The sequence below is a fragment of the Caulobacter sp. ErkDOM-C genome, from assembly GCF_048541825.1.
Classification (GTDB): domain Bacteria; phylum Pseudomonadota; class Alphaproteobacteria; order Caulobacterales; family Caulobacteraceae; genus Caulobacter.
In genome coordinates, this window is the sequence record NZ_CP183332.1 from 1,038,419 (window position 1) to 1,053,535 (window position 15,117).

Sequence of the window (15,117 nt, forward strand, 5' to 3'; positions counted from 1 at the left end):
CTTCGAAATCAAGGGGATAACAATGACTATCGCGACCCGCCTGGCCCTGACCTGCGTCGCCAGCCTCCTGGCCGTTTCCGCCGCTCAGGCTCAAGAGGCCGTCAAGCCGAAGGCCAAGGGTGACCTGGTTCTGAATGTCCGCGTCACCGATGTGGCGCCTGACGCAGGCAACTCGATCGTCACCGCTGCGGGCGCTGCCTCGGGCCTGAAGGTCGAGGTCAGTGACGACATCAAGCCGACCATCGGCCTGTCCTATTTCCTCGGCGACAAGCTCGCCGTTGAAGTGATCGCCACCACCACCCAGCACACCGTCAAGGCCGTCGGGCCCGGGACGAACGTCGAGGTTCACAAGACCTGGGTCGTGCCGCCCGTCGTGTCGCTGCAATACCATCCGTTTCCGGCGGCGAAGTTCAGCCCTTATGTCGGCGCGGGTCTGAACTACATGCTGTTCCACAGCAGCAAGGACAAGAACGGCTTCAAGGTGAAGCTCGACGACGGCTTCGGCTATGCCCTGCAGGTCGGCGCCGACGTGCCGCTGAACGCGCGCTACAACCTGAACATCGACGTCAAGAAGGTGTGGTTCGAGACCGACGCCTCGATCAATGGCGGCACCCTGAAGTCCAAGGTCAAGCTGGACCCGATCGTGGCTTCGGTCGGGGTCGGCTACCGTTTCTGATCTGCCTTGCATGTCTCCGCCCGACGACTAAACCCTGCGAGGGGTGATAGCGCGGGCGGGGATGAGCATGGCTGAGCGGGAATGCGGCGCGTGCGGCCAATGCTGCAAGCTGATCGGCGTGCGCGAGCTCGATAAGGCGCCGCACGTCTGGTGCCGCTACTACCGCCGCGGCAAGGGTTGTCAGGTTTATCAAGTCCGGCCGGCAGGCTGCGGTGAGTTTGCCTGTGACTGGCTGTTGGACACTCGTCTGGGCGATGACTGGCGACCAGACCGCAGCGGGTTTGTGCTGCATGCGGGCGAGGGCGGGCGGGTCGTCAATGTCGAGCTTGACCCGGCTCAGCCTAACGCCTGGCGGCGCGCGCCGTTCGAGGCGGTGCTGCGCGGTTGGGCCAGAGAAGGTGCGGCCGAGGGCATGGACGTGCTGATCTGGATCGGGCGGCGCTGCCTGCGCCTGTTGCCAGGCGGCGGCGAGATCGATCTGGGCGTCGTGCGTCCGGCCATCGAATTCACAGCCCACGACCGACTGCGGCGTCCCGGATCCGGCCGGGACTGGCCAGCCTAGTTTTCGATAGTGCTGGCGGCCTCGGCGGCGGCCGGAACCTCATGCAGATAGCGCTCGATGGCTGAGGCCTGGTGAGCCAACGCGGACAGGGCAGGCGGCGCATCCTCGGGATGGTCGGCGACCAGTTCCAGGATCTGACGGGCGATGGCGTGCAGGCGCGGGGCGCTGGCGATCAGCCGCGCCTGATATTCGATCTTGCGCGGATCGCGGTCATATTCCGCGCCCGGCGTCCGCCAGCCGCCCCAGTCATTGGGATCGGTGACCACCACCGGATAGGTGCCGGGATAGGGGTGGTGGGGGCAGTCGCTTTCCTGCTGCCACTTGTTACGGGCCCGCAGCACCCGCCAGTGGGCGACCATGCCGGCGCCCTCGGCGTCGATCTTTTCCTCGGGCTTGAGCTCATGGGCCAGGAATTCGCGGCCCAGACCGACGTCATAGGTGACCCGAACGGGCTCGTCGAAGCCCTTGGCCCAGATCGGTACGATGCGTTCGATCGTCGCCCAGGCACCGACGCTGTCGACCCAAACCTTCTGGTTGCGCTGATAGACGGTCTTGGCCATGGCCCCTTGGACGCGACGTGAACTGGACGATCGTCATAAGAACCTGAAATCCTTGACGCCGGGTCAATCTTTCCCTGCGGCGAAAGGTCAGTCAGGGTGAATGTTGAGGCGCGCCAATCGAGAGCCGCGCCGCGAGCGTGACAGCCGAAGTGGATGCCGGTTTCGGCGACTGTCACGCTCACAACTATAATCAGAGCCTGCCCATAGGGCAGGCTCATGGGAGGCCACCCAGTGGATTTCGACTTTTCCGACGACCAGAAGTTCCTGAAAGACGAGGCGCGCAAGTTCCTCGACGGCCGCTGTGGCCCCGCCGTCGTGCGCGGCGTCCTGGATGACGCCAGCCGCTCCTTCGACCAGGACCTGTGGACCGCTGTCGCCGAGCAGGGCTGGCTGGGCGCCTGCATCCCCGAAGAGTTCAACGGCCTGGGTCTTGGCCGGGTCGAGCTGTGCGCCATCGCCGAGGAACTGGGCCGCGCTGTCGCGCCGATCCCGTTCGCCTCAACGGTCTATTTCCTGGCCGAAGGCGTGATGCTGGCCGGCAGCGAAGCCCAGAAGGCCGCCGTCCTGCCGCGCATCGCCGCCGGCGAGCTGATCGGTTGCCTGGCGACCTCGGAAGGTCCGGGCGTGGTCAATGCTACGAACCTCGCCTGCCGGGTCGAGGGCGGCAAGCTGACGGGCGTGAAGATCCCGGTCACCGACGGTGACGTGGCCGACATGGCTCTGGTCCTGGCCAGCGAAGGTGGCAAGCCGGGCCTGTTCCTGGTCGACCTCAAGGCCAAGGGCGTCGTGCGCGAAACCCTCAAGAGCCTCGACCCGACGCGCGGCGTGGCCAAGCTGACCTTCGACGGCGTGACGGCTGAGCGCATGGGCGAGGCTGGCGCTGGTTTCGAACTGGTGCAGGCGATCATGGACCGCGCCGCCGTGCTGCTGGCTTTCGAACAACTGGGCGGCGCTGACCGATGCCTTGAGATGGCCAAGGAGTATGCGCTTGGCCGATACGCTTTTGGCCGCGTCATCGCCGGCTACCAGGCGATCAAGCACAAGCTGGCCGACATGTACGTCAAGAACGAGGTCGCCCGCTCCAACGCCTATTACGGGGCCTGGGCGCTGACGGTCGACGCGCCAGAGCTGCCGATCGCGGCCTCGGCGGCCCGCATCGCGGCGTCGGACGCCTACTGGTTCGCCAGCAAGGAAAGCATCCAGGTGCACGGCGGCATGGGCTTCACCTGGGACGTCGACTGCCACCTCTATTACCGGCGCTCGCGCCAGCTCAGCCTCGTGGCCGGCGCGCCCCGGGTCTGGAAAGAACGGCTGGTCAGCCAGCTCGAACAAAAGAACGCGGCGTAAGGGAGAGAAGATCATGGATTTCAACGATTCACTCGAAGAAGCCACCTATCGCGAGACGGCTCGCGCCTGGCTGGTCGAGAACGCCGCCGCGCACCGGGCTCAGTTCGGCGACCTGAAACCCAATACCGATGAGCACATGGCCGCCGCCAAAAGCTGGCAGGCCCGCAAGGCGGCCGGCGGCTATGCCTGTATCACCTGGCCTGCGGCGGTCGGCGGCGGCGGCGGCACGCCGATCCAGTCGGTGATCTTCGGCCAGGAAGAGACCAAGGCCGGCGTTGGCTACGGCTACTTCACCATCGGACTTGGCATGTGCGTGCCCACGGTGATGGCCTTCTCCAACACCGAGACGAAGCAGCGGTTCGTCAGCCCCGCCGTAAAGGGCGAGGAGATCTGGTGCCAGCTGTTCTCCGAACCGGCCGGCGGCTCCGATGTCGCCGCCTTGCGAACCCGCGCCATCAAGGACGGCGACGAGTGGGTCATCAACGGCCAGAAGGTCTGGACCACCGGCGCCCACTATTGCGACTACGGGATCCTGCTGGTTCGCACCGATCCCGACGTGCCCAAGCACAAGGGCCTGACCATGTTCTGGATCGACATGAAGGACGCCGCCGTCGAGTGCCGGCCGATCCACCAGATGTCGGGCGGCCGCGAGTTCAACGAGGTCTATTTCACCGACCTGCGGGTCAAGGATAGCCAGCGTCTGGGCGAGGTCGGCGAGGGCTGGAAGGTCGCCCTGGTCACCCTGATGAACGAGCGCCTGGCCGTCGGCGGCTCGTCGGGTCCCAACTATCGCGAGATCATGGGCCTGGCCCGTGAGCTGACGGGGTCCACCGGCCCGGCGATCAAGGACAACGCCTTCCGCGAGAAGCTGGCCGACTGGTACGTGCAGTCCGAGGGTCTGAAGTTCACCCGCTTCCGCACCATGACCGCCCTGTCTCGCGGTCAGACGCCGGGACCGGAAAGCTCGATCGGCAAGATCATCGCCGCCAACCAGATGCAGGACCTGGCCAATACCGCCGTCGAGATGGAAGACCAGTACGGCATCCTGACCGACCCGGATCAGGCTCCGGCCGAGGCGGCGTTCCAGCAGAGCCTGATGTGGGCCCCCGGCCTGCGCATCGCTGGCGGCACCGACGAGATCCTCAAGAACATCATCGCCGAGCGGGTGCTGGGCCTGCCGGGCGATGTGCGGGTCGACAAGGACGTCGCCTTCAAGGACATGCCGACGGGCCGCTAGGTCCTTCAGACCTGATCTGGGGCTCGCCGCGCTCGAAAACCGGGCGCGGCGAGCCTGTTTCTGGGCATGATCAAATTCGCTTCGCGGTTGCGTCCGTCATGGTTTCGCAATCTTGCCCCGCGTCGAATCTCGCCCGTTTTTACTGAATTCCCCTGAGGCGCGAGTCCCTGCGCGGGCGTGTCAACACGCCGCTGGGCGAACGCGGTTGCTTCACCTTGACAGCCTGCGACACCGGGCACATGAGTCCTTGATGACTATGGTTAACGGCGTGCTGGAGGGGGAGTGATGCGAGAAGCCAGCGATGCTGTTTCGCGCTATTCCGCGCTCCGAATGAGCCTGTTTGGGGCGGTTTCCCGGCAAGGCGCGCTGCTGCGTCGCGTTCCGATCGGGGCGCTGGTCGCCGCCGTAGTGATTCCCCTGGTGGGCTGCGACGTGGGTCCCAACCTCTGGCTCCAGAGAAAGGCCAGCGCCTGTCCGCGTCCGCAGGCCGCCCAAGGCGTCTCCGGGCAGTTCAACCAACAACAGCAAGAGATTCGCGCGCTTCGCCAGGGTGGCTTTCGCGGCGACTTCTTCGCCCAGCTGGAACTGGCCCGCCGCTACGAAGGTCAACGCTCGGTCGACAAGAACCTCGAGGATCAGGTCGAGGCGGCGGTGTGGTACGCCATGTCCCTGTCCAACGCTGGCGGCTACGCGCCGATCGCGGCCTATGAGCGTCGCGGCAAGGGCGATGGCCGGGCCCTGTCTCGCTTCGACGACTGCCGCGCTTTCGAGCGCCAGAGCGCCTATGGCGCGCTGGACCGGTTGCTGGCGCGCATGTCGACTGAAGAGCGCGAGAAGGTCCGCAACCGCGTGATCTACGTGCTTTCCAGCCAGGGCGCTGACGGCTATCGCGTGCTGGCCCGCATCCATGACGGCTTCTTCGGCCCGTATGGCGAGCCGTCCGACAATCTTCAGGCCGTCGAGGCCTATGGCAGCCAGAAGCGCGCCGGCACGCCGGCCGCGCTGGACCTGTTCCGCCGCAACGACGTCGACGCCTATCTCTACAATTACCTGGCCGTGCAGACGGGCGATGTATCGGCCTATGTCATGCTGAAGGACTTCGAGCGTTCCTCGCCGCAGCGGGCTTCGTATGGCGCCTTCGTCGAGACCAAGGCCAAGCGCTGGATCCCGCCCTACGAGTTCTATCCGCCCGAATCTCCGGAATCGGGCGTGCCCCATTCCGACGAAGCCGACCAGTCGGGCGAAGCCAGAGAGGCGGCCCAGACCCGCCTGCACGAACTGCCCTTCGTCCATATCGGCGAGGCCCTGGCCTATCTGCGGGTGATCCCGACGCCGGTGCTCGACGAGAAACTGCTGGCGTCAGGCGACGCCCAGACCTTTCAGGCGATGATCGGCCGTCCGATCACTGGCCGGCTGAGCGCCGTCGAGAAGGTGCGGGCGGTGCAGTACGCCGCCGTCAATGGCTCGTCCAAGGCTCAGCTCGTCCTGGCCGTGATGTATTCCGAGGGCGTGGGCGTGCCCCGCGACTATGCCCGTGCCTATCACTGGTACGAGGAGGCCGAACGCCAAGGCTCGGCCGAAGCCAAGTACGCCATGTCGACCTTCTTCTCGCTGGGGCTGCAGGGCGTGGCCGACCAGGATCGCGCCAGAGCCGTCGTTTATCAGCTAGACGGTGCCCTGGCCGGCTTCAAGCCTTCGGTCTGGCGTTTGCAACAACTTCTGGCCCAGGTCTCGCGTCCGCCCAGACCCGCCGCCGAGCGCGGTGGTCGGCCCTACATCGAAAGGGACTATCGATGAGCCGCCTGAGCCGCTTCCTGGCCCTCGTGGCCGTGCTGTCGCTCGGCTTCGCTGCGGCCCCCGCCGTGGCGCTGGCCTCGCCGGACGCCAAGGTCGATCAGCAGATCCGTCCCTGTTTTGGGCTGCTACTGGAGCCAAACCTGTCGCGGGGCTGCAAGGCCAGCTACCGGCCCAAGGTCAAGCCCTGCCCACGCGGCAGCTATCGCGTTCGCGGCCGCTGCGAGGTCGCCAGTGTCAGTCGCCCCGGCTATGTCCAGCGCGAGGTCAACTGCGACTACGCCTATCCGGGCCAGGTCAATGACACGCTGGCGCGTCTTTATGACGGCGACTATCTGATCCTGACCTCGACCCAGGGCCGGGCCTGTGTCGAGTCGCTGAACATCACCCAGTCGGTCTCCATCGTGGTGCGTGACTACACGCCGTCGCGCAATGCACCGATCCTGGTGACGCCGGCCGGCCAGCCCTGCATCCGCATCGCACCGGGCGTGCGGTACGTGGTGCTGGACGGTCTGGGCATCGAGGCCTCGCGTGCCGGTGAGGCCTCGTGCATCACCGGCCGCGCCACCGACCTGGCCCTGAAGGGCGTGACCATTCGCTATGACGGCCAAGGCTCGGCGATGGATGTCGAGGACAGCCGTATCGAGCTGCAGGACACCGTCTTCATCGGCCGCACTCGCCAGCCGGTGGTCAAGGCCACGGGCGAGATCATGGCGTCCAATGTCGAGATCGCCGCCACCGCCATTGGCGCGGCCTTCGAGACCTCGGGCGACAGCCGCATGCGGGATGTCCGCATCACCCGCCTTGGCGACTGGACCGGCTCGTCGCGAACCCGCAACTCGGCCGGCTTCGTGATCGCCGGCATGAACCGCCAGCAACTGGTGAAGATCGAAGGCCTGTACGTCGACGGCTTCTCGCGCGGCATCTATGTCGGCGGCGGGGATGAGACCACGCTGCTCAATCCCGTGGTTCGCGAGAGCGACTGGGCGGTGGTTCTGGAGAACGCCAACCTGCAGATTCGCGGCGGCGACCTGGAAGCCATGGACGTGGGCATCTATGCCGCCTCCGGTATCGTGTTCGCCTCCAACAACCGTATTCACCGCGTCATGCGCTCGGGCATCTATGCCGACGCCGGCGGTCAGGTCCGGTCGGTCGACAACCGCGTCTTTGCCCGTCCCGGCGGCTGCGAGGCCCTGGTCAAGGGTCACTTCAACGGCGAACTGACCTGCCGTCCCTGGTTCGAGGCACCGGAGGTCTTCCGCTCGCCACGCGATCAGGCCCGTCTCGACTTCGACTCTTACTGGCCCGCCCCGACCGCTCTGCCGGCCTCGGCGACCTCGGCTCCGCCACAGCTGTCTGATGACGCTCTGGCGGGCGGACCTCAATCAGGGGGAGCCCCCAAATGAGCAAGTTCGTCCATGGCCTCACCGTCGCCCTGACGGTCGCCGCCTCAATCGGTGCAAGCCAGGCCCAGGCCCAGAGCGGTCGCGGACCGGGCGGCGGTCGCCCCGCCGCCTGCGGCGAGCCCCTGACCGGCCAGGCACCGGACATCATGACCTATGACAGCGCGACCGGCACCCAGGTGTTTGTCGGCGGCGGTCGCGGCGGTGACACCGAGATCTCGGCCTATAACGCCCAGACCCGCTCTGCGGCGGCCCTGAACGGTGATCTCAGCCGGCCCGGTCTGGTCTCGTCTTGCGCGGTCGATGGCTTCACCCGCGAGTCATACGGCGTCACGCCCGACGGCAAGGGCAAGATCTCGGTGAGCGGTCGCGACGAGCGCGGCGAGCGCTGGGCCTTCACCCGCGCCGATGGCCAGGTCGAGGTCTGGGATCCTCGCGGCGACAATCATTGCTTCAAGTCCGGCCTGGGCATCTTCACCCCCAGCGGCAATCTGGGCTTGGCCGTGGCCAGCGCTCCTGGCGCGCTGGGCCTTGGTGTGGCGCTCGGCGACCGCTTTGGCGGTGTCGGCGTCGGCGGCAACCGCAACTTCGCCGGCGTGGGCCTGGTGGGATGCTGAAGTCAGGCCTGATCCTGGCCCTGACGGCGGCGGCCCTTTGCGGCTGCGCGCAAACACCCAAGCAGAGACCCTATATGGGGCCACCGGCCCCCAATGCGCCGTCGGCGGACCGGGTCACACCGCCGCCGCCGCCGATCGGCGTCATTCGACCGCGCGTCTGATGCGCCGCTTTCTGCTGATCCTGGCGCTCATGGCGGCGCCGACGCTTGCTGCGGCCGTCGAGGCTTCGCCGCAGCAACGGTCCGTCGAGGCTGTTATGGCGGACAGCGCCAAGGGCTGGAACGCCGGCGACGTAGTCCGCTTCATGGCCGCCTATTCAGAGGCGCCTGAAACCAGCTTCGTCACCGAAGAAGGCCTGGTGCGCGGCAAGGCGGCGATGATTGCCCGCTACAATGCCAAGTACAATTTCGACGACCCGGCAAAGCGCGGCGTGCTGAGTTTCCAGTCCGTCGACTTCCGCCTGCTGGATGCGACGCACGCCCTCTATATCGGCCAGTGGGCCCTGACCTATCCCGACGGGAATTCGGCCAAGGGCTATACCAGTCTGGTCATGGCACTGGAGAAGGACGGCTGGCGGATCGTCGCCGACCATAGCTCCTAAGGCGCGATCGTCTGCAGGAAGGTCGGGGCCTTGCGCTTCATCGTGGCCTGCTCATAGGCGTAGCCCAGGTTCAGCAGCAGCTTTTCGCTCCAGGCCGGGCCAATGAACGACAGCCCGACCGGCAGGCCCGTGACCTGACCCATCGGCACGGTCAGGTGCGGATAGCCGGCCACGGCGGGCAGGGTGGTTGACGAGCCGCCATAGTTGTCGCCGTTCAGCGGATCGATGGTCCAGGCCGGACCGGTGGTCGGGGCGACGATGGCCACCGCGCCGGCCTCTTTGAGGATCTTGTCGATGCCCTCGGGACCGGCCAGCCGCTTGGAATCCGCCAGGGCCTGGATGTAGTCCGGATCGCTGTAGCCCTTGGTCTTTTCGGCCTTCTCGAAGCTCTCCTGGCCGAACCATTCGAACTCGTGGGGCGTCGCCTTGTTGAAGGCGATCAGGTCGGCCAGCGTGCGGCTGGGGACCTTCTTCGGATCGGTCGAGGCCAGATAGGCGGCCAGGTCGACCTTCAGCTCGGTATAGAGCACCACGCCCTCGGCCGCGCCGATCGGGCCTTCATCGAAGTCCTTCACCTCGACCAGGGTCGCGCCCTGGGCCTTCAGGTCGGCCAGGGCCTGTTCGAACACCGCGTCGGTCTTGGGTGAATAGCCGGTATAGAACCGCGCCACGGCCAGGGTGACGCCCTTCAGCGCGTTCTTGTCGAGGCCCTTGGCGTAGTCGGTCTTGTGGCTGTCGGCGGCCTTGGTCGCGACGTCGGCGGGATCGGAGCCGGCGATGGCGGTCAGGATCTTGGCGGCATCCTCGACCGTCGTGGTCATCGGGCCGGCCGTGTCCTGGCTGTGGCTGATCGGCACGATGTGGGTGCGTGACACCAGGCCGACGGTGGGCTTGAGCCCCACCAGACCGTTGATCGCTGCCGGGCAGGTGATCGAGCCGTCGGTCTCGGTGCCGATAGCGGCCCAGGCCAGACCGGCCGCGACAGCCGCGCCCGAGCCGCTGGACGAGCCGCAGGCGCTGCGGTCCAGCACATAGGGGTTGCGCACCGTACCGCCCACCGCGCTCCAGCCGCTGATCGAGTTGTTCGAGCGGATATTGGCCCATTCCGACAGGTTGGCCTTGCCCAGGATCACCGCCCCGGCGTCCCGCAGGCCCTTGACCAGCGGCGCGTCGCGGCCGGTGACATTGTCCTTCAGGGCCAGCGAGCCGGCGGTGGTGGCCAGGGGTTCGGCGGATTCGATATTGTCCTTCAGCAGGATCGGCAGGCCGTGGATGGCGGAGCGAACCTTGCCGGCCTTGCGTTCGGCGTCGCGGGCCCTGGCGTCGGCAAGGGCGGCGGGGTTCACGGCGATGACCGCATGGAGGATGTCGTTCTTCGCCTTGATCTGGTCCAGGTAAGCCCTGGTCGCCTCTTCCGAGGTTTGAGCGGCGGCGCTGGTGGCCAGCAGGGCGGCGACGGCCGCTCCGGCCAGGCAGGCGATCTTGGTCATGCGAGTATCCCCACGCGGGCCGACATTACAGCTCGGCCGAACGCGCCGGAGGATGAGGGTAAAACCCTGTCGACGCCAAGCCTATCCTTCGTGGTCAGACGAAGACGGCCACGTTCTGCCGTGCGGCGATCAGCGGGCGACCGCTGCCGTCCCACAGCATCATGCCCTGCGTGGAATAGCCGTCGCCGATCGTTTCGGCCGTGCTGCGCAGCAGGCGCCAGCCGTCGTCGTCTTCGGCCGGCAGGTCCACAACGTCGAGCGACCAGGTCATGGTCGAGATCGGGCCAAACTTCGGGAACAGGGCCATGGCGGGTGGCGGCGGCGTGTCGGCCAGGGCGACCAGCGCCGAGAGCGAGTGCGCGGCCGGATCGCGATGGCGGATCCAGAGCAGATATTCCGGCGGCTGGCCTGACAGGGGACGGGTCCCGCCGGCCAACTTGACCTCGAACTGGCCCGAAAAGCCCGGACCCGAGCCCGGTGGAAAGAAGAACTCGCAATCAGCGGGCGGAGCGACCACCGGGCAGGGCAGGTCGCTATAGGCCACCAGCGACTCCCGCGCCGCGCCGAAGGTCAGGATGGCCCTCGTCGCCAGGCCCTGCTCGCCCACCAGATCGACGCCGACGAACAGGGTCGACTTGCCCTGGCGCAGCACGGTCGTCTCGATGGCCAGTTCTCCGGCCGCCGGACCGATGAAGGCAAACTGGCCCGAGCGCAGGGGCGGCGCCTCGGGCAGGGTCCGCAGGGCGGCCTCCAGGCACAGGGCCGCCGACAGCCCGCCATAGGTGGTGCGGCCCTGTTTCCAGTCGTCGGTGACGTGCGCCGCGTGGCCCGAGGCCGTTGTGGAGATGCCGGCAATAAGGTCGGTATAGGTGGTCACGCGAAAATTCCCTGGAGCTTTGCCAGAGGTTCGTTTTCTTTCGCTACGGAAGTCAAGGGCAGCCTTTAGCCGCCGGTCGAATCCACGATGATGGCCACCGTCTTGCCGCGCGACAGCGGATCCCATCCCGCCACGATGGCCGAGGCGATGGCCTTGATCACCAGTTCCGGCGCGACCTGCGAGGGCTTGAGCAGCGGCGCGCCATAGCGGGGCTGCGGGCCGGGCGGAAACTCGATCACAGCTTCGCGCTGACCCTCCTTGTGGCGCACGGCGATCGCCATGCCATGCCGCTCAGGGGCGTCGCTGGACCAGCCGGGCTGGCGATGAAGCCGCCAGACATAGGGGTCTCCAGCGACCTGGATATCAAACTCAGGGCTTAGTTTTGTTCGCGCCATGCAAGTCTGTTAGCCCGTCACGCGCCCTCAGACCACCCCGCGCCACAGCGCAGGCCTGCGCCAGGGGGTGGAAAGGGCTGTGGATCGCCCTCACGTCCAGACCCGGCGGGTCTTTTTTGGGATGGCCCAGCACCGCCTCTACACAACCCCTTTGGCCGGTGCCTATCCGCACGCCGTCGCCAAGGCCAGGCGCAAGCTCGCGACCTCGCGCGGGAAACCGCCGAGTGGGTGGGAAGGGTCGCGGAGCGCCCGGGCCTCGCCCGGATGAGGGTTTGTAGAAGTACCGTTTCGACGAAGACAGACGCTCCGCGCAGCCGTTATCCGGTGAGCCCTCGGGGCGCGGGGTTTTAACCCGCTTCCGACGTTAGGCCCTCGACGGGTGGAGGGGATAGCGACCCCGTCCAGACCGCATGGGCGATTTCAGCCCATGCCTGTTGCGCATCGTGCGGGCGTCGCCAAAGGGCGTTCCCGGCGGTCCCGGTCCGGCTTCAACGCGTCCGGCCCCCGCAAGGACCGATCCGCTCCACCAGACCCTGCCGGGCCTTGGACGACGGCCGACGGGCGCTTCCCGCTCGACCACCCCTGACAGCCGCAACGGTCGCCGTACGTGCGCCCTTCCCGTGCTGTCAGGTGAGATTGATTATGCAGGCGGTTTCAGCGCGTCTGATGGGCGCGATCAACTATTTTACAAGGCGTTGATCAGGCTGGGGTTTGTTTTGAAAAGAACGGGGATTGGGCGCCCCATGTCCCCGTCGTATTCCTAAATCTCGTCATCCCGGGGCTTGTCCCCGGGACCCATTTGTCCGCCGCAAGGGCGGAGCAGGCCCCGATGCTCACGTGGAAGCTGAACCATGGGTCCCGGGGACAAGCCCCGGGATGACGGACAATGGGATTGGCGTCCCGCCGTCTCAGTGCAGCGTGGCCGACGCGCTCATCCAGGCGCCCAGGGAGCGGGCCTGGCGGGTGGCCAGTTCGTCTTCCAGCGAGATTTCCTCGAGCGAGATGGCCGCCAGCAGCCAGTCCTCGAGATCGGACTCAGAGGCGCCACCGTGCTCCAGGGCGTCCTTGAGCGCGTGGATCAGCCATTCGACGGCGTCATCGGTCTTGGTCATCAGGAGGCGTCCTCGATCAGTCCTGATGAGGATAGGCGGCGCCTGGTGATTTGAGGCTGTGACAAAAAGTCAGTCCGGGCGGGCGTTTTGACGCAGCTTCCGTTCGCGACGCGGCGCCGCGAACGGATCCGATAGAGGCCTTACTGCCCCTTCAGCTTGCGGCCGAAGAACTCCAGATGCGTCTTGAGCACGCTGAGGCCCTTGGTCTTGCTGCCCGGCGCGCTGTGGCGCTCGCCGGGATAGAGGGCCATTTCGAAGGGGATGGCCTTTTTCTGCAGGGCCGCGATCAGGCGGGTGCTGTTTTCGAAGATGACATTGTCATCGGCCATGCCGTGCAGCAGCAGCAGGCTGCCGGGCTTCATCCTGTCCAGACGGGTGAGGATATCGGACCGCGCATAGCCGTCCTTGTTCTCCTCAGGCTTGCCCATGTAGCGCTCGGTATAGGCGGTGTCGTAGAGGCCCCACTCGGTGGGCGGCGCGCCGCCGGCCCCGGCCTTGAACGGGCTGTCGTCGGCGGTCAGCATCATCAGGGTCATGAAGCCGCCATACGACCAGCCGACCACGCCCAGCTTCTCGGCGTCCACATAGGGCAGGGTTTTCAGATAGTTGGCGCCGACCAGCTGATCGTCGACCTCCACGGTGCCCATGCGGCGATCCAGGGCTCGCGCGAACTTCGCCGAGCGGTTGGCGGTGCCACGGTTGTCGAGCCGGAAGACGAGATAGCCGGCTTCGAGATAGGTGCGTTCCGACGGGCTCTGCCAGATCTTCCGGACATTCTGGGCGTGCGGGCCGCCATAGACGGCGACGATGGCGGGGTACTTTTTCGACGGGTCGAAATCGGCCGGCTTCAGCAGGGCGTAGTGCAGGGTCTCGCCGTCGGCGGCCTTCAGCGTTCCGTATTCCGGCGTGGTCAGGGTCGAGGCATAGGGCCAGTAAGGATGCCCCTCGGCCAGCCGGTTTTCCTCGATCCAGCGCACGCGCTTGCCGTCGGGCGCATAGAGCGCGGTCTGGGGCGGGGTCTTGGGATCGGTGTAGGTGCCGGCAAAGGCGCCGTTGGGCGCCACCTTGGCCGTCCACCAGCCGCCGGCCGGGGTCAGGGCCTTGGGCTTGCCGGGTTTGACGTAGGAGACCTCATAGAGGCGGCGCTCGATCGGCGTGTCGATGGAGGCGCCGAAGATGACGACCTTGCGCGTCTCGTCGACGCCCTCGACCTTGTTCATGGGCCAGTCGCCCCGGGTGAGCTGGGCGATCAGCTTGCCGTCGGCGGCGTGGCGATAGAGGTGGTTGAAGCCCGACTTCTCCGATGACCACAGGAAGGTGCCATCGCTGAGAGGGCGGAAGTCTTCGTGCACCTCGATGAAGTGGCGGTCGGTCTCGGTCAGGACCGTCTTGCCCTGACCGGTAATCGGGTCGAAGGCGATCAGGTCCAGGGTCTTCTGGTCGCGCGACAGGCGCTGGACATAGACGGTCTTGCCATTGGCCGACCAGTCGACGCGGGCGACATAGATGTCCTTGTTTGCGCCCAGATCCAGCTGCACGGCCTGGCCGGTGGCCATGTTGCGCACGAACAGGTCGACCACGGCGTTGGGGCGACCGGCGCGGGGATAGCGCTGCAGCACCACGGTGGCGCCGCCGGGGCCGATATCGGCGCGGGGCACGATGTCGACGCCGCTCTCATCGACGCGGGCATAGGCGATGTGGCCTTCGCTGGGCGACCACCAGTAGCCGCTGAAGCGGTCCAGCTCTTCCTGGGCGATGAACTCGGCGACGCCGAACGACAGGGCGTCCTTGCCCTCGGTGGTCAGGGCCTTTTCGGCCCCGCCGTTGACCGGCTTCAGATAGAGGTTCTGGTCGCGAACATACGAGACATAGCCGCCCAGCGGCGAGACCTTGGCGTCGACCTCGTCGCCCGGGGTTTGCGTCAGGCGGCTGACCTTGCCGTCGGAAACACTGTCCAGATAGAGGTCGCCGTCCAGCGGCACCAGGATGAAGCGGCCCTGGCTGTCCCAGCTGTATTCAACAATGCCGCGCGACGAGACGCGGGCCCGTTCGCGGCGGGCCTTCTCGGCCTCTGACAGTTCCTTGGCGCCCGACGACAGGGTGGCCGAGTCGATCAGACGATAGGGCTCGCCGCCGGCCACGTCGGCCGCCCACAGGTCCTGGACATTGGCGGCCTCGGCTTTGGCTTTCAGATAGGTGACGCGCTTGCCGTCCGGCGACAGGGCCACGCCCTTGGCGGCGGGACCCGACAGGCTGGGATCAGCGAAGATGCGTTCGGGGGGCAGCTTTTCCGCCAGCACGGGCGAAGTCAGGGCGAGGCACGCCGCGAGGGCGGTAAGCGAGGGTCTGATCATGGCGCGGGACGCTAGTGGGACGCCGTGAGGTTGTCAGCAGGGAAAAGTTTGAGGGGCGCGCTTCCAAGTCCTCCCCCTGAAGGGGGAGGACT

Annotated in this window: 15 protein-coding genes; 9 read left to right on the forward strand and 6 right to left on the reverse strand. The window is 66.7% G+C overall.

Translation table 11 applies throughout. The annotated features are described in order from the left end of the window. Window positions 1–22 precede the first annotated feature (22 nt). Both ACN2C8_RS04960 and ACN2C8_RS04965 read left to right on the forward strand, forming a co-directional pair. Window positions 23–676, forward strand: coding sequence for an OmpW/AlkL family protein (locus ACN2C8_RS04960; RefSeq protein WP_419254719.1), 654 nt, complete (start codon window positions 23–25; stop codon window positions 674–676). Between the two features lie 67 nt (window positions 677–743). Next, complete coding sequence (locus ACN2C8_RS04965; protein ID WP_419254720.1) at window positions 744–1,238, forward strand: YkgJ family cysteine cluster protein; 495 nt, start codon at window positions 744–746, stop codon at window positions 1,236–1,238. Here the strand turns inward: ACN2C8_RS04965 and ACN2C8_RS04970 are convergent. After that, window positions 1,235–1,798: a hypothetical protein gene (locus ACN2C8_RS04970; RefSeq protein WP_419254721.1), complete on the reverse strand. Its 564-nt coding sequence runs from the start codon at window positions 1,796–1,798 to the stop codon at window positions 1,235–1,237. The genes ACN2C8_RS04965 and ACN2C8_RS04970 overlap by 4 nt on opposite strands. Window positions 1,799–2,029: 231 nt before the next feature. Between ACN2C8_RS04970 and ACN2C8_RS04975 the strand changes: the two genes are divergently transcribed. The 7 genes from ACN2C8_RS04975 (at window position 2,030) to ACN2C8_RS05005 (ending at window position 8,797) form a co-directional block, all read left to right on the forward strand. After that, a complete protein-coding gene (locus ACN2C8_RS04975; protein WP_419254722.1) occupies window positions 2,030–3,145 on the forward strand; it encodes an acyl-CoA dehydrogenase family protein in 1,116 nt (371 codons plus the stop codon). A 13-nt stretch (window positions 3,146–3,158) separates the two neighbouring features. Next, window positions 3,159–4,382, forward strand: a complete 1,224-nt coding sequence (locus tag ACN2C8_RS04980) for an acyl-CoA dehydrogenase family protein (RefSeq protein WP_419254723.1) — start codon at window positions 3,159–3,161, stop codon at window positions 4,380–4,382. A 285-nt stretch (window positions 4,383–4,667) separates the two neighbouring features. Further along, window positions 4,668–6,179: a tetratricopeptide repeat protein gene (locus ACN2C8_RS04985; protein ID WP_419254724.1), complete on the forward strand. Its 1,512-nt coding sequence runs from the start codon at window positions 4,668–4,670 to the stop codon at window positions 6,177–6,179. Further along, entirely contained in the window at window positions 6,176–7,582 is a 1,407-nt protein-coding gene (locus ACN2C8_RS04990) for a hypothetical protein (RefSeq protein ID WP_419254725.1), read from the forward strand. Before ACN2C8_RS04985 ends, ACN2C8_RS04990 begins: the two co-directional genes overlap by 4 nt. Continuing rightward, window positions 7,579–8,196: a hypothetical protein gene (locus ACN2C8_RS04995; protein ID WP_419254726.1), complete on the forward strand. Its 618-nt coding sequence runs from the start codon at window positions 7,579–7,581 to the stop codon at window positions 8,194–8,196. Before ACN2C8_RS04990 ends, ACN2C8_RS04995 begins: the two co-directional genes overlap by 4 nt. After that, complete coding sequence (locus tag ACN2C8_RS05000) at window positions 8,190–8,357, forward strand: hypothetical protein (RefSeq protein ID WP_419254727.1); 168 nt, start codon at window positions 8,190–8,192, stop codon at window positions 8,355–8,357. The genes ACN2C8_RS04995 and ACN2C8_RS05000 overlap by 7 nt, the downstream gene beginning before the upstream one ends. Continuing rightward, a complete protein-coding gene (locus ACN2C8_RS05005; protein WP_419254728.1) occupies window positions 8,357–8,797 on the forward strand; it encodes a YybH family protein in 441 nt (146 codons plus the stop codon). The genes ACN2C8_RS05000 and ACN2C8_RS05005 overlap by 1 nt, the downstream gene beginning before the upstream one ends. On the opposite strand, the gene ACN2C8_RS05010 is transcribed toward ACN2C8_RS05005, so the two are convergent. The 5 genes from ACN2C8_RS05010 to ACN2C8_RS05030 all read right to left on the reverse strand — a co-directional run bounded on the left by ACN2C8_RS05010 (window position 8,794) and on the right by ACN2C8_RS05030 (window position 15,025). Continuing rightward, a complete protein-coding gene (locus tag ACN2C8_RS05010; protein ID WP_419254729.1) occupies window positions 8,794–10,287 on the reverse strand; it encodes an amidase in 1,494 nt (497 codons plus the stop codon). The two genes, ACN2C8_RS05005 and ACN2C8_RS05010, sit on opposite strands and share 4 nt — an antisense overlap. 94 nt (window positions 10,288–10,381) lie before the next feature. Beyond that, entirely contained in the window at window positions 10,382–11,164 is a 783-nt protein-coding gene (locus ACN2C8_RS05015; protein WP_419254730.1) for a thioesterase family protein, read from the reverse strand. A 65-nt stretch (window positions 11,165–11,229) separates the two neighbouring features. After that, a complete protein-coding gene (locus ACN2C8_RS05020) occupies window positions 11,230–11,559 on the reverse strand; it encodes a hypothetical protein (protein WP_419254731.1) in 330 nt (109 codons plus the stop codon). A 908-nt stretch (window positions 11,560–12,467) separates the two neighbouring features. Beyond that, entirely contained in the window at window positions 12,468–12,671 is a 204-nt protein-coding gene (locus ACN2C8_RS05025; protein ID WP_419254732.1) for a hypothetical protein, read from the reverse strand. Window positions 12,672–12,811: 140 nt separating this feature from the next. Further along, window positions 12,812–15,025, reverse strand: coding sequence for a S9 family peptidase (locus tag ACN2C8_RS05030; protein WP_419254733.1), 2,214 nt, complete (start codon window positions 15,023–15,025; stop codon window positions 12,812–12,814). Between the last annotated feature and the right edge of the window lie 92 nt (window positions 15,026–15,117).

What these genes read in the sequence shown, in the direction of transcription:
- ACN2C8_RS04960 (WP_419254719.1), top strand. Translation starts at nt 23, where the DNA reads ATGACTATCGCGACCCGCCTGGCCCTGACCTGCGTCGCCAGCCTCCTG.
- ACN2C8_RS04965 (WP_419254720.1), top strand. Translation starts at nt 744, where the DNA reads ATGGCTGAGCGGGAATGCGGCGCGTGCGGCCAATGCTGCAAGCTGATC.
- ACN2C8_RS04970 (WP_419254721.1), bottom strand. Translation starts at nt 1,798, where the DNA reads ATGGCCAAGACCGTCTATCAGCGCAACCAGAAGGTTTGGGTCGACAGC.
- ACN2C8_RS04980 (WP_419254723.1), top strand. Translation starts at nt 3,159, where the DNA reads ATGGATTTCAACGATTCACTCGAAGAAGCCACCTATCGCGAGACGGCT.
- ACN2C8_RS04985 (WP_419254724.1), top strand. Translation starts at nt 4,668, where the DNA reads ATGCGAGAAGCCAGCGATGCTGTTTCGCGCTATTCCGCGCTCCGAATG.
- ACN2C8_RS04990 (WP_419254725.1), top strand. Translation starts at nt 6,176, where the DNA reads ATGAGCCGCCTGAGCCGCTTCCTGGCCCTCGTGGCCGTGCTGTCGCTC.
- ACN2C8_RS04995 (WP_419254726.1), top strand. Translation starts at nt 7,579, where the DNA reads ATGAGCAAGTTCGTCCATGGCCTCACCGTCGCCCTGACGGTCGCCGCC.
- ACN2C8_RS05000 (WP_419254727.1), top strand. Translation starts at nt 8,190, where the DNA reads ATGCTGAAGTCAGGCCTGATCCTGGCCCTGACGGCGGCGGCCCTTTGC.
- ACN2C8_RS05005 (WP_419254728.1), top strand. Translation starts at nt 8,357, where the DNA reads ATGCGCCGCTTTCTGCTGATCCTGGCGCTCATGGCGGCGCCGACGCTT.
- ACN2C8_RS05010 (WP_419254729.1), bottom strand. Translation starts at nt 10,287, where the DNA reads ATGACCAAGATCGCCTGCCTGGCCGGAGCGGCCGTCGCCGCCCTGCTG.
- ACN2C8_RS05020 (WP_419254731.1), bottom strand. Translation starts at nt 11,559, where the DNA reads ATGGCGCGAACAAAACTAAGCCCTGAGTTTGATATCCAGGTCGCTGGA.
- ACN2C8_RS05025 (WP_419254732.1), bottom strand. Translation starts at nt 12,671, where the DNA reads ATGACCAAGACCGATGACGCCGTCGAATGGCTGATCCACGCGCTCAAG.
- ACN2C8_RS05030 (WP_419254733.1), bottom strand. Translation starts at nt 15,025, where the DNA reads ATGATCAGACCCTCGCTTACCGCCCTCGCGGCGTGCCTCGCCCTGACT.